This is a genomic window from Pseudomonas sp. MYb118 (assembly GCF_040947875.1).
In the GTDB taxonomy this organism is placed as follows: domain Bacteria; phylum Pseudomonadota; class Gammaproteobacteria; order Pseudomonadales; family Pseudomonadaceae; genus Aquipseudomonas.
Window position 1 is genome coordinate 286,987 of sequence record NZ_JBFRXN010000001.1, and the last position, 25,634, is coordinate 312,620.

The 25,634-nt window shown below is 62.4% G+C and carries 22 protein-coding genes; 18 read left to right on the forward strand and 4 right to left on the reverse strand.

What is annotated here, in order from left to right; genetic code table 11:
* The first annotated feature begins 66 nt into the window (after positions 1-66).
* The 14 genes from sicA (at position 67) to ABVN20_RS01430 (ending at position 13,096) form a co-directional block, all read left to right on the forward strand.
* Positions 67-549, forward strand: coding sequence for a type III secretion system translocator chaperone SicA (gene sicA / locus ABVN20_RS01365; protein ID WP_368553463.1), 483 nt, complete (start codon positions 67-69; stop codon positions 547-549).
* A gap of 2 nt (positions 550-551) precedes the next feature.
* Complete coding sequence (gene sctE, locus ABVN20_RS01370; protein WP_368553465.1) at positions 552-2,303, forward strand: type III secretion system translocon subunit SctE; 1,752 nt, start codon at positions 552-554, stop codon at positions 2,301-2,303.
* A 24-nt stretch (positions 2,304-2,327) separates the two neighbouring features.
* On the forward strand, positions 2,328-3,386 hold the full coding sequence (locus ABVN20_RS01375; protein WP_368553467.1) for a cell invasion protein: 1,059 nt from the start codon (positions 2,328-2,330) through the stop codon (positions 3,384-3,386).
* A gap of 12 nt (positions 3,387-3,398) precedes the next feature.
* Positions 3,399-4,478 (forward strand): IpaD/SipD/SspD family type III secretion system needle tip protein, encoded by a 1,080-nt coding sequence (locus tag ABVN20_RS01380; protein WP_368553469.1) that lies wholly within the window; start codon positions 3,399-3,401, stop codon positions 4,476-4,478.
* Between the two features lie 220 nt (positions 4,479-4,698).
* On the forward strand, positions 4,699-6,309 hold the full coding sequence (locus ABVN20_RS01385; protein ID WP_368553471.1) for a winged helix-turn-helix domain-containing protein: 1,611 nt from the start codon (positions 4,699-4,701) through the stop codon (positions 6,307-6,309).
* Between the two features lie 120 nt (positions 6,310-6,429).
* The gene (locus ABVN20_RS01390) at positions 6,430-7,599 is read left to right on the forward strand and encodes a PrgH/EprH family type III secretion apparatus protein (protein WP_368553473.1); all 1,170 of its coding nucleotides are present in this window, start codon (positions 6,430-6,432) and stop codon (positions 7,597-7,599) included.
* Positions 7,600-7,609: 10 nt separating this feature from the next.
* Complete coding sequence (gene sctF, locus ABVN20_RS01395) at positions 7,610-7,870, forward strand: type III secretion system needle filament subunit SctF (protein ID WP_368553475.1); 261 nt, start codon at positions 7,610-7,612, stop codon at positions 7,868-7,870.
* 55 nt (positions 7,871-7,925) lie between these two features.
* Positions 7,926-8,234 carry a type III secretion system inner rod subunit SctI gene (gene sctI / locus ABVN20_RS01400; protein ID WP_368553477.1) on the forward strand — a complete coding sequence of 103 codons (309 nt, stop codon included), beginning with the start codon at positions 7,926-7,928 and terminating at the stop codon, positions 8,232-8,234.
* The gene (locus tag ABVN20_RS01405) at positions 8,231-8,938 is read left to right on the forward strand and encodes an EscJ/YscJ/HrcJ family type III secretion inner membrane ring protein (RefSeq protein WP_368553478.1); all 708 of its coding nucleotides are present in this window, start codon (positions 8,231-8,233) and stop codon (positions 8,936-8,938) included. The genes sctI and ABVN20_RS01405 overlap by 4 nt, the downstream gene beginning before the upstream one ends.
* Positions 8,938-9,495, forward strand: a complete 558-nt coding sequence (locus tag ABVN20_RS01410) for a secretion system protein (RefSeq protein ID WP_368553480.1) — start codon at positions 8,938-8,940, stop codon at positions 9,493-9,495. The genes ABVN20_RS01405 and ABVN20_RS01410 overlap by 1 nt, the downstream gene beginning before the upstream one ends.
* A complete protein-coding gene (locus ABVN20_RS01415; protein ID WP_368553481.1) occupies positions 9,467-10,153 on the forward strand; it encodes an oxygen-regulated invasion protein OrgB in 687 nt (228 codons plus the stop codon). Before ABVN20_RS01410 ends, ABVN20_RS01415 begins: the two co-directional genes overlap by 29 nt.
* Positions 10,150-10,590, forward strand: coding sequence for a hypothetical protein (locus ABVN20_RS01420; RefSeq protein ID WP_368553483.1), 441 nt, complete (start codon positions 10,150-10,152; stop codon positions 10,588-10,590). The genes ABVN20_RS01415 and ABVN20_RS01420 overlap by 4 nt, the downstream gene beginning before the upstream one ends.
* Positions 10,591-10,719: 129 nt before the next feature.
* The gene (locus ABVN20_RS01425; RefSeq protein ID WP_368553485.1) at positions 10,720-11,739 is read left to right on the forward strand and encodes a quinone-dependent dihydroorotate dehydrogenase; all 1,020 of its coding nucleotides are present in this window, start codon (positions 10,720-10,722) and stop codon (positions 11,737-11,739) included.
* 439 nt (positions 11,740-12,178) lie between these two features.
* Entirely contained in the window at positions 12,179-13,096 is a 918-nt protein-coding gene (locus ABVN20_RS01430; protein WP_368553487.1) for an IS110 family transposase, read from the forward strand.
* Between the two features lie 828 nt (positions 13,097-13,924).
* Here the strand turns inward: ABVN20_RS01430 and ABVN20_RS01435 are convergent.
* Positions 13,925-14,140: a ribosome modulation factor gene (locus ABVN20_RS01435; protein ID WP_003223300.1), complete on the reverse strand. Its 216-nt coding sequence runs from the start codon at positions 14,138-14,140 to the stop codon at positions 13,925-13,927.
* A 527-nt stretch (positions 14,141-14,667) separates the two neighbouring features.
* On the opposite strand from ABVN20_RS01435, the gene rlmKL reads away from it, so the two are divergent.
* The gene (gene rlmKL / locus ABVN20_RS01440) at positions 14,668-16,929 is read left to right on the forward strand and encodes a bifunctional 23S rRNA (guanine(2069)-N(7))-methyltransferase RlmK/23S rRNA (guanine(2445)-N(2))-methyltransferase RlmL (protein ID WP_368553489.1); all 2,262 of its coding nucleotides are present in this window, start codon (positions 14,668-14,670) and stop codon (positions 16,927-16,929) included.
* Positions 16,930-17,187: 258 nt separating this feature from the next.
* Positions 17,188-19,581, forward strand: a complete 2,394-nt coding sequence (locus tag ABVN20_RS01445; protein ID WP_368553491.1) for a diguanylate cyclase — start codon at positions 17,188-17,190, stop codon at positions 19,579-19,581.
* Positions 19,582-19,811: 230 nt separating this feature from the next.
* On the opposite strand, the gene dacB is transcribed toward ABVN20_RS01445, so the two are convergent.
* Positions 19,812-21,272, reverse strand: a complete 1,461-nt coding sequence (gene dacB / locus ABVN20_RS01450) for a D-alanyl-D-alanine carboxypeptidase/D-alanyl-D-alanine-endopeptidase (protein ID WP_368553493.1) — start codon at positions 21,270-21,272, stop codon at positions 19,812-19,814.
* A gap of 233 nt (positions 21,273-21,505) precedes the next feature.
* On the opposite strand from dacB, the gene ABVN20_RS01455 reads away from it, so the two are divergent.
* Positions 21,506-21,850, forward strand: a complete 345-nt coding sequence (locus ABVN20_RS01455) for a YggL family protein (RefSeq protein ID WP_368553495.1) — start codon at positions 21,506-21,508, stop codon at positions 21,848-21,850.
* Between the two features lie 50 nt (positions 21,851-21,900).
* On the opposite strand, the gene ABVN20_RS01460 is transcribed toward ABVN20_RS01455, so the two are convergent.
* Complete coding sequence (locus ABVN20_RS01460) at positions 21,901-23,091, reverse strand: benzoate/H(+) symporter BenE family transporter (RefSeq protein ID WP_368553496.1); 1,191 nt, start codon at positions 23,089-23,091, stop codon at positions 21,901-21,903.
* A gap of 350 nt (positions 23,092-23,441) precedes the next feature.
* On the opposite strand from ABVN20_RS01460, the gene ABVN20_RS01465 reads away from it, so the two are divergent.
* Positions 23,442-24,206 (forward strand): GntR family transcriptional regulator, encoded by a 765-nt coding sequence (locus ABVN20_RS01465; RefSeq protein ID WP_368553498.1) that lies wholly within the window; start codon positions 23,442-23,444, stop codon positions 24,204-24,206.
* A 116-nt stretch (positions 24,207-24,322) separates the two neighbouring features.
* Here ABVN20_RS01465 and guaD read toward each other — a convergent pair whose 3' ends face one another.
* A complete protein-coding gene (guaD, locus tag ABVN20_RS01470) occupies positions 24,323-25,630 on the reverse strand; it encodes a guanine deaminase (RefSeq protein ID WP_368553500.1) in 1,308 nt (435 codons plus the stop codon).
* Positions 25,631-25,634 lie beyond the last annotated feature (4 nt).

Consider the following 25,634-nt stretch of genomic DNA (forward strand, 5'->3'; position numbering starts at 1 on the left):
GAGGCCGGTGGTGCTTTGGCTCAATGCGGGGGTCGGCAGTGCTGGCGTTTTTTCAGGAGGTGGCTGATGAGTCGTGACAATCAACAAGACGAGCAGGTGGCTCTGGGCATTGTCGATGCCGTTCTCGCCGGGGCACCGCTCAAGCAGGTGCAGGGCCTGAGCGACGAGCACATGGACGGCCTGTATGCCTTCGCCTTCAAGTTCTATGAGCAGGGACGGCTGGACGATGCCGAGAAGTTCTTTCACTTCCTGTGCATCTACGACTTCTACAACAGCCATTACTGGATGGGACTGGCGGCGGTGCATCAGCTCAAGCTGAACCATCAGAAGGCAATCGACCTGTACGCCATCGCCTTTGCCCAGGGCCGCAACGATTACCGACCGATGTTGTACACCGGCCAGTGCCAGCTTGCCCTGGGCAAGACCGGCAAGGCGCGGTTGTGTTTCGAGTGTGTCATCGAGCAGGCCACGGAAGAGGAACTGCGCCAACAGGCCCAGGTGTATCTCGACATGCTGGTCATTATCGAAAAGGACTGTTCGGAGGACTGAACATGAGCGAAATCAGCAGTACATCTCGCCCGGCTTTTGCGTCAGGGCTTATCCGCGCCGCGACTGTTGAAACCGAGCGCAAGGCGGCCATCGCCGTGGACTATCAGAAGGCCGGCCAGCAAGCGTTGGCGGGGCTGCTGTCGGTGAACTTCGACGCCGCGCCGGGCAAACCCGCAGCACTCTCCGGGCGGCCGCAACTGCACCCGCCCCAGACGCAGGAGACCGGCAAAGCCTCCGACGGTGATCTGTTCACTTTGCTGATGGCGATGATCAGCGAGTTGCTCGGCGAAGTCGACGTCAACAAGCTGAAAAACCGATTGCAGACGCTGCAGAGCCTGGCTGGCGCCAAGCAGCAGGGGCAGGAAAAACTCGCGGCTCAATACTCTTCGGCGACAGCCGCCGTTGAAGCCGCCGAAGGTGCGGTGGGGCGCGGTCAGGAACAACTGGAAAAACGCCACGAGCGCGTTCAGCACCTGCAAGGTCAACTCGGTGAAAGCGAAACCCGCCTGGCCGGGCTGGCACCCGAGTCGACTGAGCATGCGCAAGAATCGGCTCGACGAGACCGGCTCAAGGGTGAGCTGGCGGTGGCGACGAAAGCCTTCGAAAAGGCCACCGATGAGCACTTGAAACGGGTCGAGACGGCCAATGGCGCCGCCCGGCAACTGCTGGCGGTGACCGTCAAGGTCGTGGACGCGGGACTCGGCGCGGACCCGATCCGGCAAACCGATGAAAAGGCCTTGAGCGGCAGCGCCCTGGCCCTGCTCAATCGCTTGAAGATCATCGAACTGTTGGGCGATGCCGCGCAGGCCAAGGAAGAACTCAATCAGGAGGTGTTACTGCAACTGCAAGCCAAGTTGCAGGAAAAAATGCAGCTCGAATCACAGAAGTACCTGGAGGAAGTGCGCAAAGCCGAAGCCTTGCAAAAGACCATGGGCTGCGTCGGCAAGATCGTCGGTGCGCTGGTGTCCATCGCCACCATCGTCGCAGGGGTGCTGACGGTCAACCCGGTGCTGATCGCGGTAGGGGTGATCGGGGCCGCCATCATGATTGCCGATGAGGTGACCAAACAACTCACGGGCACATCGTTCATGGCTGACGTGATGAAGCCGTTGACCGCGGTGATGCAGGAAGCGGTCAAGCTGTTCACCGACCTGTACACCAAGGCGCTGCTGGCGCTGGGCGTCGATGCCGAAACGGCCAGGGACATCGGGCAGATCGCCGGCATGATCGCCGGCGTCGCGGCGACCCTGGCGGCCATCGTCCTGGTGGCCGTGGTCGGGATCAAGGTGATCGGGCCGATGCTCAGCGCCGTCGCGTCGAAAATCGGCTCGGTGGTGGCGCAAGCCGCACCGGCGGCCGTGCAGGCCGCCAGACAACTCGCTTCCTCGGTCGGCAACAGCCTGACCCAGATGCTCAGCCAGTTGCGCACGTTCATCAGCAACGGCGCCGATCCGGTCTCGCTGGCGCGTTACGCCGCCAGGGTCGAGATCGCCCAGGCCGTTACCGAGTTCGGTGGCGTCGGCGCGCAAGGCGTCATGGGCATCCGCAGCGGCGAACACCAGGCCCAGGCGGCCGGGCACATGGCCGATGTGCGGGTGCGCATGGCCATCAGCGAAGAGATTACCGCCTACCTGACGCGCCTGGTCGAGGACTACGGCAAAGCGATGCAGGATCGCAGCCGGCAAATCGAACAGGTGTTCGCCGACCTGCAACGCAGCCATTCGGTCAGCCTGCAAATGGCCCGCAACGTTTGAATTCATCTACGCAAGGACTTTCATATGATTACTCCTGCCAGTTCCACGTTCGCTTCAGTCGTGCAGCCACCGGTGACGGTGACCGCCGACAAACCATGGCTGTCGCCCGCTGATTCGGCCTTGAAGGGCGTTGTCGGCCAGGGTCAGATCCTGAACAAATCGCCCGCGCCCGGTGCCTTGGCGGCGGACCTGCAACGCCAGATCGACGCCTATCAGCCCGGCGAAGCCGACGAGCGCAACCTGCTCGCCGCCACGCTGATGCTCAAGGACGACGTGCGCAACGATCTGCTCTTCGATCCCGGCGCCTGGGAGAAACACGCCAATGTGCTGGTGGCCGCGATCATCGCGTTGAACGTCGCACGGGTGGCCAATGCGCAATTGCGCGGGCACTTCAGCGTCATGGCGGCCGACGCCGCCAAATCCCAGGGCGCGGCGATTGTCGAGTCGGGCAGGGCGGCGATGTACAGCGCCATCACGGCGGCGGTGGTTTCCGGTGCCATCGCCGGCTTCGCGCTGTTCAAGACCTTCCAGGGCCAGGGGCTCAAACAGGCGGACATCAACCTGCACAAGCGCAGCGCCCTGGACGCCGGCAATATCGAGCGCGACTTGCAGCAGGCCCGCAGTCGCGATGACTGGAGCCCGGATACCCCCTACAAAATCACCGTGTTCGATGATTTTGGCCGAACCCGAACCGTTGACTTCAAACCCCAGGGCTCGACGCTGACAGCCCAGGAGCAAGCCTGGTTCAACGCTGAAATCGGCAAGGCGCAGAACGTCGGCCGCACGTCGGACTGGTTGAGTCAAATGAGCGGCAAGGGCGTTGAAAAACGCCTGGAAATCGGTCGTGCGCTCAATGCCATGTCGATGAGCATGAGTCAGGTGGTGTCCAGCATGGTGCGCCTCGGCGAGCACGCTGCGCGGGAAAAGGAAGTCCTGCAACAGGGCGCGCAAAACACCCAGAAGAGCCTGGCGGATGAAACCGGACAAAAAGACTCGGCGGATGCCGCGCTTCTGCAAAAGCTCATGGACATCGTGATGCAGTTGTTCCAATCGCGAATCGAAGTGATCGGCAAATTGGCCTGACGGGGGTGCAGCATGAGAATTGGCGATTTCACACCGCCTGCGAATGTTTCCAACGCCGATTCCAACCGGGCCACCGAGCCACCGCAGGCGCCGGAACCCCGCTCGACGCGGGTCGACCGGCCGCTGGTGCAGTTGCTGGACCGTTCGAACAACGGTATGGGGCGTCATCTGCAGAACCTGCTCAAGGTTCAGCCGTCGGCAGAAAAAGTCACCGAGCGCTTGCTCGCGGGGGCGGCGCCGGAAGGCGTAATGGCGGAGTTTGACGAGCAGGTGCAGACCCGCCAGGTTCGCGCGCAGATGTGGACGCAGCAATTGAATCAGTCCGGTGCGCTGATGGCCCATGTGCAGGACACGCTGCCCGTCCAGCAACGCCAGGGCCTGATCGCGGCTCAGCACAGCGTGCTGACGGATCTGCCGCAAGACTTGCCACCGCCCGGGGAAATCGCCGGAGCATTCGATCAGGCCAGTCGTTCGTCGAATGACTTTTTCGACAAACTGCGGGACCTCATCGACTTGATCAAGAACGGTTACCTGGCCGGCTACCAGCACATCATCGACCGCTTCACCCAATTTTTCGCCGACTTCAATCAGCAGATTACCGCAAAGCTGAAAGACTGGATCAAGGGCGTCAACGACGGCAAGGAAGTCGAACTGGATGCCGCCAAGCTCGGCTTTGCACTGCGGTCATTGCGCGACAAGTACTCGCATCCCAAGCCCGCGGCTGTCCTGTATCCGGCCCCCGGTATGGAACCCGCCAGCAAAGAGCAGGCAGACAAATGGCGAGTGGCGCTGGGGCTGCCGCCCGAGTCGCTCAAGCGCAACGCCAACGGCAGCTTCAGCGTGGTCATGGACCTTGGCCCCTTGAACACCATGATCAACCAACTGCCATCGACGGCGCAAAAATGGGACACCGCCCGATTCCAGTCCTGGCAGACCGGTTTCAATGCCCAGGAAGAGCGCCTGAAGAACATGCTGCAATCCTTCACGCAGAAATACTCCAATGCCAATGCCTACCACGACAACTTCAACAAGATCCTGTCTTCGCACTTGAGTCAGTACGCGGACATGCTCCGGGCGATGCTGAACTTCTGATCGGCCACGGTTTTTTTCAAGTGCGGGAGCGGTGTGGGGCGATGGTTTTTTTGTTGTTCTCGTCCTACAGAACAAAGCGCGTTTTCATCCTCCGAAAAGAGTGATCGCCCTGCGGAATCCCCCGACTCAACTTCCTATAGTCACGCAGCTTGTCATCTCGAGACCGCCTGACGACGGGCTCGATTGCGCTCAGTAACTTTCTATAGAGAAGCTTCAACGTATGGACAGTGCAACTGATAAAACGCCGGTACGGTCGTTCGTTTTTGACCACTGGCTGCTGCAAAGCGATGGAACGCTGATGCGAGATGGACAGGGAGTCCATGTTCCCCCCAAAGAGTTGAGTGTGCTGCGTATATTGCTGGCGTCGGCCGGCAAGGTGATCAGCAAGGATCATTTGCTCGACAGTGTGTGGGCCGACGCCGACGCGGCCGAAGAGTCATTGACCCGTTGCATTTACGTCTTGCGCAAATTGCTCAAGGACAACAAGGATTTCATCACCACGGTGTACGGTCAGGGCTACCGGTTCACCTGCCCGGTGGTCGGGCTCGCCGAGCAGGCACCGGTCACGGTGTCGTCGCTGGCCGTCCTGCCGTTTCGCGGTGTCGACGAGCCCCAGGCGCTGGATTTGCAGGATGCCATGATCCGTCAGTTGAGCACGGCCTTCGGCGAAACCCTTCGGGTTGTCCCGGCGGGCCTGATGGCGGGCCATGCCCAGCCGTTCGATGCGCAATGCCTGGTCGAGCGCTTGATGCCGGACTTTTATCTGGCTGGCCGACATATCCACCAGGACCAGGACCGGCAATGGTCGGTCGAACTGATTCGCGGCAGCGATCACCTGCTGCTGCACACCCAGGTGTTGTCTGGCGTTGATCCGGGGGAGGCCCTGGCGGCCTTGACCTGCCTGGTTGCGCAACGCCTGCCGGGGTTGCGCCCTGGCACGAACAGCTGTGCTTCCTACCCGGCGCTGGTGGCGTACCTCAACGGTTTATGCAGCGTGCAGCGCTACACCCCGCAAAGCCTGCGCGATGCCCAGGTGCAATTTCGCCACAGCCTGCAACTGGATGATCGTTATGTGCCGGCCTGGTGCGGCCTGGTGGATGTCTGGCTGGGGCAGGCGATGCTCGGCCTGTGTGATTCGGCGCAGGCGGTCGATGAAGCGCACGCGGCGGTGGCCAGGGCCTTGTCGCTCGACCCCGGTAATACGCCGGCCATCGCACGCCTCGCGTTGCTGACCAGCCTGCGAGGTTGTGAGGAAGCGGCGCAGGCGCTGTTCCGCCGCTGTCTGTTGACGGCCGATCAGGCCGATGTGCACTACCTGCATGCGTGGCACCACTGGTTCTGGCAGCGCAATGGCCGGGCCGTGCAAAGCCTCGACCAGTGCCTGCGCCAGGACTCGAACTGCGTGGCAGCGAAATTGCTGCGTGTTCGTATCGCCCTGGAGAGTGACCCGGAGGACGCCATGCTGATGGCGCGCCAGACCTTGCAGCACGGTGCCGGTGGCCATCCGTTGCTGGTCATTCTGCATGCGGTGGTGCTGGCCTATTTCCAGCAGCACGCGCAGGCCTGGCACGAACTGGACCTGGTCGGCCTGAGCGATAGTGCGGTCGGTGAACTGGGACAGGTTGCCTGGAACGTGGTGTTCGGTGCCGACCCGTTAACCGCCCGGGATCAATATGACCATTGGTTGCAACTGGCCCGGCATCGTTGCACCTCCAGCGGATCAGCATTGCCCGAAGGGGACCGGATCAGCCCGCTGTGGAGGACGCTGCATCGAGCCGCGCCGGACATCGGACATGCGCTGGCCGTGGCCGGCGACCGGTGCCTGGCGTAAGCCGATGAACGCCCTGCGCCGATTCTGATGTCGATCGAAGGCGATCGGCAGATTTCGATCAGGAACTTCAGGCGCGACGCTCCTAGCATGCAAGCTCATTCAACGCCTGGAGCGTGATCGGTGACAGAGTCCTCAGTGCGACCCCTGCAACCCTGCATCTTGCGCATATTCAACGGTCCGCTCCGGGGCTGCGAGTTTGCGCTCGACCAGGCACGCACTCTGTTCATCGTCGCGCCGCTGGAATTGCTGGGTACGCAAGCCCAGGCCATGAGTATCCCCGAAGACGCGATCTTCGTGCCTCTGGAGCAGGGCGGTCGTAACTTCGAAGTGTTACTGGACGACGACCCTGGCGGTGTGACCTTGCGTCTGTTGGGCGAACCTGCGCAAACCCTCGACTGCCCGTTGCAGCAACTGATGCACGCCGGGGGCCTTCAGGTTGCCCTGCGCTACGCCGATCAGTGCTGGGCGCCGCCGCTGTTGGACCTGCCCGATGTGCCGCCGGTCGAAGTGACAGGCCGAAACCGCTGGCCGGTCAAACCGCTCGCCTGGGTGGGCGCCGGATTGCTGATGGTGGTGGCGCTGGTGGCGTCCACAGGCTTCTGGCCGCAGCCAGCGCCGGTACCGGAACAGGATGTCCGCAGACTGATCGGCGATAGCCCGGACACTGTCGCGGTGGTGCAGGGACGAGATCAGAGGCTGTACGTGTTCGTCGCCTCCGAGCGGGACGCCGGGTGGAGCCGGCAGGTGTTGATGCGCCATCAGGCGAAGGGCCGGGTGCTGGTGCTCGATCAGGAACGTCGACGCCTGGAAAACCTGTTGGTCGACCACGACCCGCAACTGGCCTGGCACGCCCTGGACCTCAAGGACCCGGCGATGCCACGGTTGCTGCTCAGTGCACAGCGCCATCCGCTCACTGCGCAACGACAGGCACAACTGTTCGACGCCGTGCTCGAGGCGGCGCCCTATGCCCGCGAAGTCGCGGTGCAGGTGCAGGATGACAACCTGCTCGCCGACCTCGCCGAGCAGGGCTTGCGTCGCCTCGCGCTGACGTACAGCCGGGTCGGCAACGCCGACAGTGTGACCTTCGCCATCGGCGCCAATCTGCAGGACGCCGAGCTGGCGACGGCTCGCCAGTATGTCGACGCGTTTCATCGGCAGTGGGGTGATCGCTACGTGCACTTCGCTGTCGAGCTCAAGGATGACGCGCTCAAGGGCAAGTCATTTCAAACCGGCCCTCGGGGCTACATCAAGACGACCTCGTCGTCATGGCATTTTCCCAAGCAACTATAGGAGGTGACCTATGTCCGGTGTGGGTATAGGAGTCAGTTTTGTCGGTGATTTTCTCGGCCGACAAGGGCGTGCGTTCGAAACCGGCGCGACCAGTCTCAAGACGGCCCTGGACAAGGCCTTGAAGGACCTGGGCGATGACGCGTCCGATCCCGGAAAGCTGGCCGCGTACCAGGCGGCCTTCTCGTCCTACACGGTGTTTCGTAACGCCCAGACCAGCACGGTGAAGGGCTTCAAGGACATCGACATGGCGATCATCCAGGCTGCTCGATGATCGAGTCCCCACGGCCATCGCCATCCGGCGATGGCCACTTTCACGAGAACACGACATGACGATCCAGAGCGTATCTCCTTCGCTGGCCAGCGCCGTGGCTGTGGCGCCGTTGCGCAACCCCCAGGAAGGCCCGGTGGTGTCCCTCGAACAGCGGCTGATCGAAGCCTTTGCCCGTTCCTCGGTGGACAGCGCGCAGGATGTCGGGGCGATCGAGCGACTGACCAACAGCCCCGAAATCACCAGCCCCGAAGTGCTGGCGCAATTGCAGGAACAGATGGGGCAATACAACGTAGACATCAATTTGCTCAACGTGCTGGTGCGTAAGGCGGTGAGCACGGCCGAAACCCTGTTGCGCGCCTCATGAAAGCGAGTGTGCTGCTGATATTGCTGTGCGTGGCGTTGCTGGGTTGCCGCCAGCCGAGTCTGTTGGAAGGGCTGGACCAGCAGCAGGCCAATGAAGTGCTGGCGGTGCTGCAACGCAACAACATCGCGGCGACCAAAGTCGACTCGGGCAAGGCCGGCTATGCGGTGAAGATCAATCAGGTGGATTTTTCCGCCGCGGTCGATTTGCTCAACCTCTATTCGTTGCCTTCCAGGCCACGGCTGCAAGTGGCCGACATGTTTCCCGCCGATGCACTGGTCGCCTCGCCCCGAGCGGAAAAAGCCCGGCTCTACTCGGCACTGGAGCAGCGCCTGGAACAGTCCGTTGGCGTGCTCGAAGGCGTGGTTTCGGCGCGGGTGCATGTCAGCTATGACGTGGATGCCGGCGAAGGCGGGCGCAAGGCCGCGCCCATCCACCTGGCGGTTGTCGCTGTGCATGAGCGCGACGTCGAGCCGCAGTTGCTGATTGGCGACATCAAGCGTTTTCTCAAGAACAGTTTTGCCGCGGTCGAATACGAAAACATCTCGGTGGTTCTGTCGGCGCGCTCGCCTACCCAGCACGTTGCGCCGTCCATGCCGGCGACGCCTGCGGATTCGCCCTGGGCCTGGCTGCCGGCGCCGTTGTTCGTCCTGTTGGCCGGCGGCGCCCTGGCGAGCTATCGAATGAAAAAAAGGCGGGCGGTGTAATGGCATGCGCTGAACGTCTGCGGCAGATTCTCGGTGAACCGCTGGAGTATCTGCACCCACAGCGCCTGGAGCTGCCGCCCGGGTTCGACAACCCTGGCGTCCGGTGTGCGCTCAATCGAATTCTGCTGGAAGGGTCGGACCCGTCTGCTCCCTGGCCGTGCAATGGCGTAGCGCAGCAGTGGATCCGGCAATGGCGGCAACTGCCTTACATCGCCAGGCTCATGGGGGCCTGGCGGCTGTTTCCACAACTGGCGCGCGGCGGGGCCTTGCAGCGCCTGCCGGCTTCATTGCTTCAATTCGCCGGATGCCGTCCCGCGCCCCGCGCCTGCCTGCCGCTGGAGCGATCCTGCGCGCCACTGCAACTGGTTGATGCCGCGGGTTACCACGTACTGGTGGGCTTGTCCGGATTTGTCTCGTCGCCGTTGCTGGAACGGCTGCGCCTGCAATTCGCTGCGGATGTGATCGACCGGCAGGCGCAGTGGCCGCTGGCGGCAGCCGATACCACTCTGTTTTTTCTGGCGGTGCAGCATGCTCGACACTATCCGAACCCTCAGTGACCTGCCGGCATCGCAGGATGCGCGGGTGGCGGCGCCAGACCTGGCCGCCATGCGCCAGCGTCGCGCGTTGCAGCAACAGGCCCGACGTGGGGCGAAGGCGTGTGTCAGGCAGGCACAGGCGGAAGCCGAAGCGATTCGCGCGCAGGCGTTCCAGCAAGGTTATGCCAGCGGCATGGTCCGCGCCGCGCAAGACCTGGCGAACGGCTTGCTCGAATCACGGACGCTCGGGCTGCAACTGCACGAAGACCTGGTGCGCGCCGCCCGGCAGTTGCTGAGCGACGTGCTGGTGCGTACCGAATGGCTGGATGAAATGCTCGAACGCTGGTTGGCGCAGCGAGCCGATTGCGCGGCACCGTTGCAGGTGTTGCTGCCTGGGCGCTGCAAACCCCAGGGAGCGGCGTTGCGCCAGCGTTTGCAGGGGCTGTGGTCAGGGGCGTTGATCCTCGACTATGCACCTGAGGAACGCTACGTGTTTCGTTTGGCCGACCAGTTGCTCGAATTCGATATCGGCGCGACCTGTCAGCGCCTGGAACCCCTGTTGCTGGCGCGGCTGGCGAATTTGCCCGAAGCGGTTCGAACCCTCGATGAGGCTTCGATCGGGCAGTTGCGCGAGTTGTGTTCGCAATGGGCTGCGCCCTGCAAGGAGAAGACTGCATGAAGATCGAAACACTGATGAACGCTCACCGTATGGCATCGACGCCGGCGGTCGAGTCCCTGGAGTCGCGGCTGTTGCAGGCGGCAGCCAACAAAACGACGACCCACATCGACACGCCTGCCGACCCCGGCTTCGAAGGGGTGTATCGACGGCTGCTGAACATGAAGGGGCAGGGCGCCAAGGCGCTGTACGCGTTCCTCAGGACATTGCCCGGTGAAGATCGCAGCACGGCGATGTACCCCACTGCGCAGGCCTTGATGAACGTGACGCAGCAGTTACTGCTCCGATTGAAAGACGACGAACTGGCAGACTCGTCGCTTTACCGGGAAGTCAAAGGCGCCAATGGCCTGGCTTTCAACATGACGCTGTTTGTCGCTGACCATGCCCGCGAGGTGTTTCGGCCGCTGGATGACGAGGCGCTGGAAAAACACCAATGGTGATGCCGTCCGACTGCCTGTACGCCGTTCAGGGCAGGGACCATGCGGCCTCGGGAGACTGTGGTTCCTTGAGTCAGGCAACCCCGGCTATAATCGCCGACACTTTTCATAGCCCAGAGTCAAAATCAGCCCATGTACTCCCTGGCCCGTCAGCTGTTGTTCAAACTTTCCCCGGAAACCTCCCACGATCTGTCCCTCGACCTGATCGGTGCGGGCGGACGTTTGGGCCTCAACGGCTTGCTGTGCAAGACGCCGGCGCACTTGCCGGTGAATGTCATGGGCCTGGACTTCCCGAACCCGGTCGGCCTGGCGGCGGGCCTGGACAAGAACGGCGCGGCCATCGACGGTTTCTCCCAGCTGGGTTTCGGCTTCGTCGAAATCGGCACCATCACGCCGCGGCCGCAGCCGGGCAACCCGAAACCGCGGATCTTCCGCCTGCCGGAAGCCGAGGCGATCATCAACCGCATGGGCTTCAACAACCTGGGCGTCGATCACCTGCTGGCCCGCGTCAGCGCGGCCAAATACAAGGGTGTGCTGGGCATCAACATCGGCAAGAACTTCGACACACCGGTCGAACGTGCGGTCGATGACTACCTGATCTGCCTGGACAAGGTCTATGCCCACGCCAGCTATGTGACCGTCAACGTCAGCTCGCCCAATACTCCGGGCCTGCGCAGCCTGCAATTTGGTGATTCGCTCAAGCAATTGCTGGCCGACCTGGCCACGCGCCGGGCGGAACTGGCGCTGCGTCACGGCAAGCACGTGCCGCTGGCGATCAAGATCGCCCCGGACATGTCGGATGAAGAAACCGCTCAGGTAGCCCAGGCGCTGCTCGAAACCGGGATGGACGCGGTGATCGCCACCAACACCACCCTGAGCCGTGTCGGCGTCGAAGGCATGGAGCACGGCGACGAGGCGGGCGGCCTGTCCGGCGCACCGGTACGCGACAAGAGCACCCACACCGTGAAGGTCCTGGCGGCCGAGCTGGCGGGTCGCTTGCCGATCATCGCCGTGGGCGGCATCACCGAAGGCAAACACGCCGCCGAGAAAATCGCCGCCGGCGCGAGCCTGGTGCAGATCTACTCCGGCTTCATCTACAAAGGCCCGGCCTTGATCCGCGAGTCGGTGGATGCGATTGCGGCGTTGCGCTGACCCGTTGCCCCTGACCTGACCCTTGAAACCCCGTAGTGGCCCAGGCATCGCGGGGTATCAGACAGCCCGCGTCATCGTTAACGACCATCGCGAGCAGGCTCGCTCCCACAGAAGATCAAAAGCGTTACGCAATCCCCTGTAGGAGCGAGCTTGCTCGCGATGGTGGCCCAGGCAGCGTGGGGCATCAGACAGCTCGCGTCATCGTTGACGACCATCGCGAGCAAGCCCGCTTGTGTCTTGATCAGGGAATAAAATCAGAGGTGAGAGGGGTGGATGGCAAGCTGTGAGTCCGCGGTGCTTGAAGCACGTGTGGGAGCCGAGCTGCCATCCACCTTTCCACTCTGGCCCATAAGCCCGAACAGTTAGACGAGCGCCACTCGAATCACAAGCGTGGGCAAAGCCAGAGCACTCTCACTTCTGAGTGTAAGAGGGTTTTGTCATGATTTCCTGGGTTGGCATCAATATCTCCAAATCAAAGCTCGTTGTCTGGGTTCAACCACAGAACGACGGCTTTGATGTTCCAAACAGTTCTGAAGGCTTCGTTGAGCTGATCCAGCGCTTGAACCGTTACGAAGTTGGCCGGGTTCTGCTGGAAGCTACGGGCGGTTATGAGCGCCAGAGCATGGTCGCCTTGCAAAACGCGCACTTCAACGTGCTGAGGATCAATCCCCGGCGAGCCAGAGCCTTTGCTGTGGCAATGGGCAAAAATGCCAAGACCGATCCGATCGACGCCGCTGTCCTGGCCGCGTTCGCCGAAGCTCTGCATGCTCCCTGCGACCCAGTAATCTCGCCCCAGCGAGAGGCTCTACGCGAGCTGATTCAGCTACGCGAACACTTGGTTCAGCAGCGAGACGACAACAAGCGTCGGCTGCAACAAGCCCAGCTGCCAGCGGTTGTCGGCATGATCGAGGAACACATTCGCTATTTGCAGATACAGATCAGGCAACTCGGCAAGGCCATCAACCAAAGCATGCGCGACCTGGATGCAGAGAAAACCGAGCGGCTGATTGCTGTTAAAGGCATAGGCACAGTGGCTGCCGCCAGTTTGCTGGTTTACTTGCCCGAACTTGGTGAGCTGAATCGTCGGGAGATCGCGGCGTTGGCCGGCATCGCGCCATACAACGATGACAGCGGTAATCACAGCGGGAAGCGCCAGATTTACGGGGGACGAGCCCGAGTCCGCCGTGCACTCTACATGTCTTGCTGGGTCGTAATCCGCCACCAGGCAGACTTCAAGGCACGCTACGAGGCTTTACGCGAGCGAGGCAAGAGCGCGAAAGTCGCGCTCATCGCCTGCATGCGAATACTGCTGATTAGACTCAACGCCATGCTGCGAGACGGAACAGAGTGGCGGTGATGAGCGGTATGGGTAAGACAGTTGCTCCCACAGAAGATCAAAAGCGTTACGCGATCCCCTGTGGGAGCGAGCCTTGCTCGCGATGGTGGCCCAGGCACCGCGGGCATCAGACAGCCCGCGTCATCGTTAACGACCATCGCGACGGTTCGACGCCTCGACAAGCCCGCTCCCACAATTGATCGGCGCCGTCCTGTAGGAGCGAGCCTTGCTCGCGATGGTGGCACAGGCACCGCTGGGCATCAGACAGCCCGCGTCATCGTTAACGACCATCGCGACGGTTCGACGCCTCGACAAGCCCGCTCCCACAATTGATCGGCGCCGTCCTGTAGGAGCGAGCCTTGCTCGCGATGGTAGACCAGGCACCGCTGAGCATCAGACAGCCCAAGTCATCGTTAACGACCATCGCGAGCAGGCTCGCTCCCACAGAAGATCAAAAGCGTTGCGCGATCCCCTGTGGGAGCGAGCCTTGCTCGCGATGGTAGTCCAGGCACCGCTGGGCATCAGACAGCCCGCGTCATCGTTAACGACCATCGCGAGCAAGCCCGCTCCCACAGAAGATCAAAAGCGTTACGCGATCCCCTGTGGGAGCGAGCCTTGCTCGCGATGGTGGCCCAGGCACCGCTGGGCATCAGACAGCTCGCGTTATCGTTAACGACCATCGCGAGCAGGCTCGCTCCCACAGGGGACAGGGGACAGGCTACAGATCGGTCAGGCATAAAAAAGGGCTCCTCGAAGGAGCCCCTGGGCCGAAGCCCGCCGCCCGGATGGGGCGTGCGTGGTAAGTCGAAATGTAATTCAGGTTGTCGTGTCGGAATTAGGTGCCTTGTGTCAGCCGACGGCGTGAAGTTCGTTGAGTCTGTGGATACCCGCAGTGCCGGTCATACCGTCCCAGTTGTCGCCGCGTCCTTCTCGCCAGCCGTTGATCCAGGCTTGGCGTACTGACGGTAGAGTAAAAGGGCAAAGCTCACGGGATTTGCCACCTACGCCATATTGATATCCGCGCAAAAATGCTCTTTCCAACGGATCACGCTTAAGTCTTCTCATAGGGTGTTGCCCTCACTTGTTGACTGTTTTTATCGCGTTGACCTCAATCGAGGTCTGGCAGAAGTTTCTGCCGTTGGGGCTCGCTGCCGGCGTGGCGAGCCAAGGTGTTGACGTCAGATGTGGCGTCAACCTGTGTTGATTTCTAACCAATGCGTCACAGTGAGGGAATGATCGTTTTGTCATAAGGACGTAACCATAAAGATGCTATGGCCATAAGTAACGCGATGTTTATTGCCGATTTGTGGTTCAAACCCCTGTATGATCAGCCCTTCGCGAGATGATGGGGGTAATCCTCAGTCTCCAGCGCCCGGTGTTAAATCGGGCACTATGCGACGAAGGGTCGCGTTATGACATTTTGTTGCATAACTTTTTTCTCTGTCCGTGCATCTAAGCTCTTCTAACCCGGAGCAGCACGGGTGGGACGGCACACCTTCGTGCCACGCGGGCGCTCTTTGAGAAAAGCGCCTGATTGAAAACCGGGCCGGCAATGCGTTGTCGGTCCACTCTGCCAAAGGCCGCGAATCACCATGTCCGATCGTTTCGAACTCTTCCTCACTTGTCCCAAAGGCCTCGAAGGCCTGCTCATCGAGGAAGCCGTCGGGCTTGGCCTTGAAGAAGCGCGTGAACACACCTCCGCCGTGCGTGGCATGGCCACCATGGAAGCCGCCTATCGCCTGTGCCTGTGGTCGCGCCTGGCCAACCGCGTGCTGCTGGTGCTCAAGCGCTTCCCGATGAAAAACGCCGATGACCTGTACCACGGCGTGCTCGACATCGACTGGCAGGACCACATGCTCAGCGACGGCACCCTGGCCGTCGAGTTCAGCGGCCACGGTTCGGGTATCGACAACACGCACTTCGGCGCGTTGAAGGTCAAGGACGCCATCGTCGACAAGCTGCGCACCCCGCAGGGCGATCGCCCCTCGATCGACAAGCTCAACCCGGACCTGCGCGTACACCTGCGCCTGGACCGTGGCGAAGCGATCCTGTCCCTCGACCTCTCCGGCCACAGCCTGCACCAGCGCGGCTACCGCCTGCAGCAGGGCGCGGCGCCACTCAAGGAAAACCTCGCGGCAGCGGTGCTGATCCGTGCCGGCTGGCCGCGCATTGCCGCCGAAGGCGGCGCGCTGGCCGACCCGATGTGCGGTGTCGGCACCTTCCTCGTCGAGGCGGCGATGATCGCCACCGACATGGCGCCCAACCTGCGCCGTGAACAATGGGGCTTCACTGCCTGGCTCGGTCACGTGCCGGCGCTGTGGAAAAAACTCCATGAAGAAGCCGTCGAACGCGCGGCCGCGGGCCTGGCCAAGCCGCCGCTGTGGATTCGCGGTTATGAAGCCGACCCACGCCTGATCCAGCCGGGGCGCAACAACGTCGAGCGAGCGGGCCTGAGCGAGTGGATCAAAATCTACCAGGGCGAAGTCGCCACCTTCGAGCCGCGCCCGGACCAGAACCAGAAAGGCCTGGTGATCTGCAACCCACCGTACGGCGAGCGCCTGGGCGACGAAGCCAGTCTGCTCTACCTCTACCAGAACCTCGGCGAACGCCTGCGCCAGGCCTGCCTGAACTGGGAAGCGGCGGTGTTCACCGGTGCCCCGGACCTGGGCAAGCGCATGGGCATCCGCAGCCACAAGCAGTACTCGTTCTGGAACGGCGCGTTGCCGTGCAAACTGCTGCTGATCAAGGTCAAGCCTGACCAGTTCGTCACCGGCGAGCGACGCACCCCGGAACAGCGCCAGATCGAGCGCGAGCAAGCCGCGTACGAGCAAACCCCGGACGTGCCGCAGGAACGCCAGTACAACAAGAACGGCAACCCGATCAAACCGGCTCCGGTGGTGATCGAGCAACCGCGCTTGAGCGAAGGCGGGCAGATGTTCGCCAACCGCCTGCAGAAAAACCTCAAGGCGCTGGGCAAGTGGGTCAAGCGTGAAGGGATCGACTGCTACCGCGTTTACGATGCCGACATGCCGGAATACTCCATGGCCATCGACCTGTACCAGGATTGGGTGCACGTCCAGGAGTACGCCGCGCCGAAATCCATCGACCCGGAAAAAGCCTCGGCACGCATGTTCGACGCGCTGGCGGCGATCCCGCAGGCTTTGAACATCGACAAGAGCCGCGTGGTGGTCAAGCGCCGCGAGCGGCAGAGCGGTACCCGGCAGTACGAGCGGCAGGCGGCGCAGGGCAAGTTCGTCGAGGTCAACGAAGGCGGCGTCAAGCTGCTGGTCAACCTCACCGACTACCTCGACACCGGGCTGTTCCTCGATCACCGGCCAATGCGCATTCGCATCCAGAAAGAGGCTGCCGGCAAGCGTTTCCTCAACCTGTTCTGCTACACCGCCACCGCCAGTGTGCACGCGGCCAAGGGCGGCGCGCGCAGCACCACCAGCGTCGACCTGTCGAAAACCTACCTCGACTGGGCGCGTCGCAACCTGTCGCTCAACGGTTTCTCCGACAAGAACCGTCTGGAGCAGGGCGACGTGATGGCCTGGCTCGAAGCGGCCCGCGACGAGTACGACCTGATCTTCATCGACCCGCCGACCTTTTCCAACTCCAAGCGTATGGAAGGGGTGTTCGACGTGCAGCGTGACCAGGTGCAACTGATCGACCTGGCCATGGCTCGCCTGGCCGCCGGAGGCGTGCTGTACTTCTCCAACAACTTCCGCAAGTTCGAACTGGAGCCCAACCTCAGCGAGCGCTATGCGGTCGAAGAGATCACGGCCCAGACCATTGATCCGGATTTTGCCCGTAATGCGAAGATTCACCGGGCGTGGAAGATCACCCTGCGGTAATCCCCACCTCTGTGGGGTTTGTCCCCCTGTGGGAGCGAGCCTGCTCGCGATGAACGTGAAAACGCTGCCGAGTGCCTGACACTCCGCGTTATCGTTAACGTCCATCGCGAGCAGGCTCGCTCCCACAGGTCGGGTTCAATTTTGGCCCGGCCGACCTTTTCACCCATCGGCGAACACTGGCCAAATTGATGGCTAATAGCTATAACTCAAGACATGGCCAATGCGCATTTCCAGCACCTGGCGTTTTGAGTGGCCTTTATGTCGTTGCACTCCGTGCGCCCCAAGATTCTGGGTTTTATCAGTGAAGACGCTTCGGCCTGGCTGGTCGCGCTGCTGGTATTGATCGTCGGCGGGATTCTCACCGGGATGCTGGCCTGGTCGACCCTGGAACTGTTTCAACAGCAATTGCGCGAACGCTTTCAATTGCTGGCCAGTGAGCGTTACAGCCGCATCACCGAACGTTTCGAAGACCAGGAACAGCGCCTCGATGGCTTGCGCCGCTTCTTCATCAATTCCGATGCGGTCGAACGCGAGGAATTCAACGGCTACACCCAACCCCTGCTGCACCGCACCCAGGCCTATTCGTTCGCCCTGCGGGTGAGCGGTGCCGATCGCGCCGAGTTCGAGCGCCGGGTCCGGGCCGAAGGCTACAGCGACTTCACCATTCGCGAACTCAACGTCGACGGACAGTTGCAACTGGCCGCCGAGCGCGACGAATACGTGCCGGTGCTGTTCAGCGAAACCCAGAGCAAACTCGGCTCGCCGTTGGGCTACGATCTGCTGGCCCAGCCCCTGCGTCGTGCCACCCTCGAACGCGCCGACCAGCACGGGCAGATGGCGGTGTCGCAGCCGATGCATCTGGTCAGCATCGAACCGGCCTATGCACGGGGTGTGCTGCTGGTCGCGCCGGTGATCCTGCGCGACGCCAGTGCCGGCAGCAAACCCTTCGGCTATGTGATGGCGGTGATCAGCATGCGCCAGTTGCTGGCGGAAGACTTGCCGGAAGCCAGCCGTGATTACCTGTCGGTGCGTATCCTCGACCTGTCCACCGATGACCAGCACGAAGTGCTTTACGAATCCCCCAGCGGACCGGCCGACAGCGAACTGGCCGCGACCCGGGAACTGCGCCTCGCCGACCACGACTATCAGGTGGATATCCAGCCTTCCGAAGCCTTCCTGCGTGCCAACCATTCTTCGGTGAACAGCCTGGTGATCCTCGGTGGCCTGCTCAGCCTGTTGCTCAGTGCGCTGCTTTACGTGCTGGTCAGCCAGCGCCAGCGTGCGTTGAAGATGGTCGAGCAACGCACCGAGGAGCTGCGAGCCCGCGAACTGGAGCTGCGCGGCACCCATGGCCAATTGCGCGGCGTGTTGAATGCTGCGACCCAGGTGGCAATCATCGCCACCGACCTGCGTGGCGTCATCAGCACCTTCAACGCCGGGGCAGAGCAGATGCTCGGCTATTCCAGCTACAGCGTGGTGGGGCGCATGACCCTGGAAAACCTCCTGCTGCCCCGGGAGCTGGAAGCGCGTTCGGCTGAGTTGAGTGCGCGCTACGGCAAACCCATCCCGACCTGCCAGGCGATGCTGGTCGAGGGCGGCGAGCAGGGCGGGCACGAGGCGCGGGAGTGGACCCTGGTGCGCGATGACGGCAGCCACCTGACGGTGAACATGCTGGCGACCCCGGTGCTCGACGACCAGGGGCTGTGGGTCGGCCACCTGGCCGTCTGCATCGACGTCACCGAACGCAAGCGCGTCTATGAAGCGCTGGCGGCGCGTGACCTGCTGCTGAAAAAGCTCAGCGCCCATCTGCCCGGCGGCATCTATCAATTCAAGATGGAGTTCGACGGGCGTTTCAGCGTGATCTACGCCAGCGATGGCATCCGCGAGATCTACGAACTCGAACCCGAGGTATTGCTACTCAACGCCGAGTCGATCTTCACCCGCATTCATCCCCAGGACACCTCGCGGGTGCGCTCTTCGATCCGCGCCTCGGCGGACAACTTGAGCCCCTGGCGCGAAGAGTACCGCGTGCTGCTGCCCACCCGTGGCCTGCGCTGGGTGCGCGGCGAGGCGACCCCGGAAGAACTGCCGGGCGGCGGGGTGCTGTGGCACGGTTACATCTCGGACATCTCCGACCTGAAACGGGTCGAGGAAGAGCTGCGGGCACTGTCCATCACCGACGCGCTGACCGGGATCCACAACCGCCGCTACTTCCAGGAGCGCCTGACCACCGAAATGGCCCGGGTCGAGCGGGGCGGTGGTGAGTTGTCGGTGATCATGCTCGACATCGACCACTTCAAACGCATCAATGACCAGCATGGCCATGCGGTGGGCGACCGGGTCCTGCAGGCGGTCTGCGAACGCATTGGCCATCGGTTACGCCGTACCGACGTGTTCTGTCGCCTGGGCGGCGAGGAATTCATGGTGCTGTGCCCGGACATCGACGGCGAAAGCGCTCGTCTGTTGGCGCTGGAGTTGTGGCAGGGGCTGCGCAGTACGCCGATCGACGAAGTCGGCACCGTCACCGCGAGTTTCGGCATTGCCAGCTGGCGGCCGGGCGAGGGCGCGGACGCGCTGTTGCTGCGCGCTGACTCCGGTGTCTACGCGGCGAAGCAGGCGGGAAGGGATCGGGTGGAAAGCGAGATCATTTAGGTTGCCGCCGTTCCTGTAGGAGCGAGCTTGCTCGCGATGGCGTTGTGTCAGTCATGGAGATGTCGAATGACTGACCGCAATCGCGAGCAAGCTCGCTCCTACAGGTTCGGTTGTGTTCTTGTGGGAGCGAGCCTGCTCGCGATAGGGGTGTCAGGCAACCCGCGTTATCGTTGACGACCATCGCGAGCGGGCTCGCTCCCACGAGGAAGCGAGCATCGGCTGGGCGCCGGTTACAGAACCGAAGCCGTCTCCGGCAGTTTCGGCTGGCGATACAGGTCCAGCAGCACCTGGTCCAGTACGGACGAAGCACCGAACGGGGCCTTGTCGTTGAGGATCGCCACCACCGCCCAGGTGTTGCCGTTGACGTCACGGCTGAAGCCGGAAATCGCACGGACGGTGTTCAGGGTGCCGGTCTTGACGTGGGCTTCGCCGCGCATGGCCGTGGTCTTCAGGCGTTTGCGCATGGTGCCGTCGGTGCCGGCAATCGGCATCGAGCTGATGAACTCGGCGGCATACGGGCTGTGCCACGCAGCTTGCAGCATCGCCGCCATTTCCCGGGCGCTGACCCGCTCGGAGCGCGACAGGCCGGAACCGTTTTCCATCACCAGATGCGGCGCGGTGATGCCTTTCTTCGCCAGCCACTGACGCACCACGCGCTGGGCAGCCCGGGCGTCATCGCCGTCGGCCTCGGTGCGGAATTTCTGGCCCAGGCTCAGGAACAGCTGCTGGGCCATGGTGTTGTTACTGTATTTGTTGATGTCGCGGATGATTTCCGCCAGGTCCGGGGAAAACGCGCGGGCCACCACCTTGGCGTCTTTGGGCGTCGGTGCCAGCACGTCCTGGCCCTGGATGCTGCCGCCCAGTTCTTTCCAGATGGCGCGCACGGCGCCGGCGGTGTAGGTGGCGTGGTCGAGCAGCGACAGGTAGGTCTGCGAGCTGCAGCCGTCGCCCAACTGACCACCGACGGTCACGGTCACCGAACCATCGGGCTGGGTCACCGGGTTGTAGCGCACGCCACCGGTGCATTGCTTGGAGTTGAGGGCCTTGACCTGATTTTCGATGCGGATGCTGGCAATCGGCGGCTCCACCGACACCAGCACACGGCCATTGTCGTTACGCGCGACGAAGCGCAGGGCCTTGAGGTTGACCAGCAACGCGTCGGGCTTGACCAGGAACGGTTTGTTCTCGTCGTTGCCGTCATCGTTGAATTCGGGCAGTTGCGGTTGCACGAAGAAACCGCGGTCGAGCACCAGGTTACCGGTGACCTGGGTCACGCCGTTGGCGCGCAGGTCGCGCATCAGCAGCCAGAGTTTTTCCATGTTCAGCTTCGGATCGCCGCCACCCTTGAGGTAGAGGTTGCCGTTGAGGATGCCGCCACTCAGGGTGCCGTCGGTGTAGAACTCGGTTTTCCACTGGTGGTTGGGGCCGAGCATTTCCAGGGCCGCGTAAGTGGTCACCAGCTTCATGGTGGACGCCGGGTTGACCGACACGTCGGCGTTGAACACGGTCGGAGTGCCGGGGCCGGTGAGCGGGATCATCACCAGCGACAGGGCGTTGTCCGGCAACTTGCTGGCCTTCAGGGCCTTTTCGACGTTGGGGGTCAGCGAGGTGTTGATAGCGGCGGCGGAAGCGGGGAGGGCCAGGGGGAGCAGAAGGCTGGCCAACAGCAATGGACGCAAAGATTTGATCATGTGAAATAAAACCCTACAGCCGAGGGGGAAAAAGACGAGGGCATGAAAATAAAGTCCCTCAGTGACATGAAAGTGTCCGCATTATGCCCCAAGGTGTAGCGGCTTGTGCCGTGCTCGGGGCGTTCGATCCGCTATTTTTTTACCGACGGTCACTCGCAGCACCCAGAGAACCGGGCAATTGGCCGCTTAAACTGCTAAAGTGCCGCCCGTTAATACTTATGAGGATTGTTCCAATGGCAACTAACCGTTCCCAGCGTCTGCGCAAAAAACTGTGCGTCGATGAATTTCAAGAGCTGGGTTTCGAACTGAACCTGGATTTCAAGGACGACCTGTCCGAAGAAGCCATTGATGCCTTCCTCGACGCGTTCCTCAAAGAAGCCATGGAAGCCAACGGCCTGGGCTATGTTGGCGGCGACGACTTCGGTCTGGTTTGCCTGCAGAAGCGTGGCTCGGTGTCCGAAGAGCAGCGTGCTGCTGTGGAAGCCTGGCTCAAGGGCCGCAGCGAACTGACCGAAATGACCGTCAGCCCGCTGATCGACGTCTGGTACCCGGAAAAGCCGATCAATCCGAAAGCCTGATGTCATGAAAAACGGCGACCCGAGGGTCGCCGTTTTTTTGTGCGCGATGTTCAGGCCTTGCGCCAGTTGAGAATCACCAGCGTCACCACCCCCGCGACAATCCCCCAGAACGCCGAACCGATGGAAAACAGCGTCAGCCCCGACGCCGTGACCATGAAGGTGATCAGCGCCGCTTCACGTTCCTTCGCTTCGCTCATGGCGATGCTCAGGCCGTTGATGATCGAACCGAACAACGCCAGTGCGGCAATCGACAACACCAGCTCCTTGGGCAACGCGGCAAACAGCGCCGCCAGCGTCGCGCCGAACACCCCGGCGATGCCGTAGAAAATCCCGCACCACACCGCCGCCGTGTAGCGCTTGTTACGGTCTTCATGGGCATGCGGGCCGGTGCAGATGGCTGCGCTGATAGCCGCCAGGTTGATGCCGTGGGAGCCGAACGGCGCCAGCAACAGCGAGGCAATGCCGGTGGTGGTGATCAAGGGCGAGGCCGGTACGTGGTAGCCGTCGGCGCGCAGCACGGCGATGCCGGGCATGTTCTGCGAGGTCATTGCCACCACGAACAGCGGGATGCCGATGCTGATGGTTGCGGCCAGGGAGAAGTGCGGCGTGGTCCAGACCGGCGTCGCCACCTCCAGGTGGAACGCGCTGAAATCCAGCAGGCCCATCAGGCCCGACAGCGCCGTGCCGATCAGCAGCGCGGCGAGGACGGCGTAGCGCGGCGACAGGCGCTTGACCACGAGGTAGGAGAAAAACATCCCCAGTACCAGGGCGGTGCGGTGCTGGGCGGCGACGAAGATCTCGCTGCCGATCTTGAACAGGATCCCCGCCAGCAAGGCGGCGGCCAGGGACGCCGGGATCTTCTTCACCAGCCGCTCGAAACTGCCGGTCAGGCCGCAAATGGTCACCAGCACCGCGCAGGTCACGTAAGCGCCGATGGCCTCGCCGTAGGTCACGCCACCCAGGCTGGTGATCAGCAACGCGGCGCCGGGGGTCGACCAGGCAATGGTGATGGGCGTGCGATAGCGCAGGGACAAGCCGATCGAACACACCGCCATGCCGATGGAAATGGCCCAGATCCACGAGGAAATCTGCCCGCTGGTCAGCCCTGCCGCCTGCCCGGCCTGGAACATCAGCACCAGGGAACTGGTGTAGCCGGTCATCATCGCGATGAAACCGGCGACGATGGCCGACGGCGAGGTATCGGCCAAGGGGCGCAGGGGCGTGTGTGTGGCGTCGTTCATGACAGCGGTGTTCCTGGTTCAGATGGACATATCCCCGATCCCTGTAGGAGCAGCCAGTCGACGCTCGATTGCTCGCGATGAGGCCGTGCCATTCAACATTGATGTATCAGAAGTACCGCAATCGCGAGCAAGCTCGCTCCTACAGGGGCCGGGTCAAGCGGGGTTTAAAGACTAAACTCAAATGTAAGCAGACGTTGCCATACAGCCGGGGTGACAAACAGCCGTACAGTCGTGTTGCCACCATCCATTGTGTACAATCGCCGTGTTTTTTACGCGATACTTGCCAGCGACCCGCTGTGCCGTATTACAGTCACGGTCAATTCGCCGCAGTTCTCCCGACCCGAGTGCCCATGAACGAACAGTTGCAGCCCCTCAAGAAACAACCGCGAGCAGGCAAAGCCGGCCGCAGCGGAACCCAGGACGATATCGTCTACGCGCATATCTTCGAGGCCATCCTCGAACAGCGCCTGGCGCCCGGCACCAAGTTGAGCGAAGAAGCGCTGGGGGAAATTTTCGGGGTCAGCCGCACCATCATTCGCCGCGCGCTGTCGCGCCTGGCCCACGAAAGCGTCGTGCTGTTGCGGCCCAATCGTGGCGCCGTGGTCGCCAGCCCGAGCGTCGAGGAGGCGCGTCAGGTGTTCTTCGCCCGCCGCCTGGTAGAGCGTGCGATCACTGAACTGGCGGTGCAACACGCGGGAGCCGAGCAGATTGCCGAGTTGCGGCAGATGGTCAACGACGAGCGCGACAGCTTTTCCCGTGGCGACCGCGGTGCGGGGATCCGTCTGTCGGGCGAGTTCCACCTGAAACTGGCCGAGGCGGCGAAGAACGCGCCGTTGATCAGCTTCCAGCGCAGCCTGGTGTCGCAGACCTCGCTGATCATCGCCCAGTACGAAAGCGGCAACCGTTCGCACTGTTCCTACGACGAACACACGCAACTGATCGACGCCATCGAAGCGCGCAACACCGAGCTTGCGGTGGAGCTGATGATGCACCACATGAATCACATCGACAGCAAGCTCAACCTCGACGAGGAAAGCGCCTCGGACGACTTGCATGCGGTGTTCTCGCATCTGCTGCAGACCAAGAAGGCGGGGCGGTCGCCGGCCAAGATCTGATCTGGCATCGCGTCGCTTTCATCGCGAGCAGGCTCGCTCCCACAAGGGATGTGTAAACACCACAGATCCAGTGTGGGAGCGAGCCTGCTCGCGATAGCGCCCTCACAGGCGCCAGATCAATCCCGCTGATGCACCAGATTCCCCGCCGCATACGTCTGCGCCACCGTCCGGTCATCCCCCAGCGTCATCAGCACAAACAACGTCTCGGCAATGTCCTTGGCCTGCTTCAGGCGATAGCTGAGCAGCGGCGTGGCGTTGTAGTCCAGCACCAGGAAGTCGGCGTCGCTGCCCGGTTGCAGGTTGCCGATGCGCTCTTCCAGGCGCAGCGCGCGGGCGCCGCCGAGGGTGGCCAGGTACAGCGATTTGAACGGGCTCAGGCGCGCACCCTGCAACTGCATGACCTTGTACGCCTCGTTCAGGGTTTGCAGCAGCGAGAAGCTGGTGCCACCACCGACATCGGTGCCCAGGCCGACGTTCACCTTGTGCTTCTCGGCCATCGGCAGGTTGAACAGGCCGCTGCCGAGGAAGAAGTTCGAGGTCGGGCAGAACGAGATCGCCGAGCCGGTTTCAGCCAGGCGGGCGCACTCTTCATCGCACAGGTGCACGCCGTGGGCGAACACCGAGCGCTCGCCCAGCAACTGGTAGTGATCGTAGACGTCGAGGTAGCCCTTGCGCTCCGGGAACAGCTCCTTGACCCACTCGATTTCCTTGAGGTTCTCGCTGATGTGGGTCTGCATGTACAGGTCCGGGTACTCGCCGAGCAACTGGCCGGCGAGGGTCAGTTGTTCGGGTGTACTGGTCGGGGCGAAACGCGGGGTGACCGCGTAGTGCAGGCGGCCCTTGCCGTGCCAGCGCTCGATCAGTGCCTTGCTTTCCACGTAGCTGGATTCGGCGGTGTCGGTCAGGTAGTCCGGGGCATTGCGGTCCATCATCACCTTGCCGGCGATCATGCGCAGGTCCAGGCGCTCGGCAACTTCGAAGAACGAGTTGACCGACTGCGGGTGCACGCTGCCGAACACCAGCGCGGTGGTGGTGCCGTTGCGCAGCAGTTCCTTGACGAAGATGTCCGCGACTTCGTCGGCGTGGGCCTTGTCGGCGAACTGGCTTTCGCAGGGGAAGGTGTAGGTGTTGAGCCAGTCCAGCAGTTGCTCGCCGTAGGCACCGACCATGCCGGTTTGCGGCAGGTGGATGTGGGTGTCGATGAAGCCGGGGGTGATCAGTGCATTCGGGTAATGGTTGATCTCGATATCGGCAGGCAGGGTCGGCAGCAGGTCGCCGGCAGGGCCGAGGGCGCTGATCTGGCCGTTATCCACCACCAGCAAGCCGTCCTCGAAATACTCGTAGGACGCTTCGATCCCGACTTCGGCGGGGTCGGCGATGCTGTGCAGGATGGCGGCGCGGTAGGCTTTGCGAGTCAGAGGCATAAGG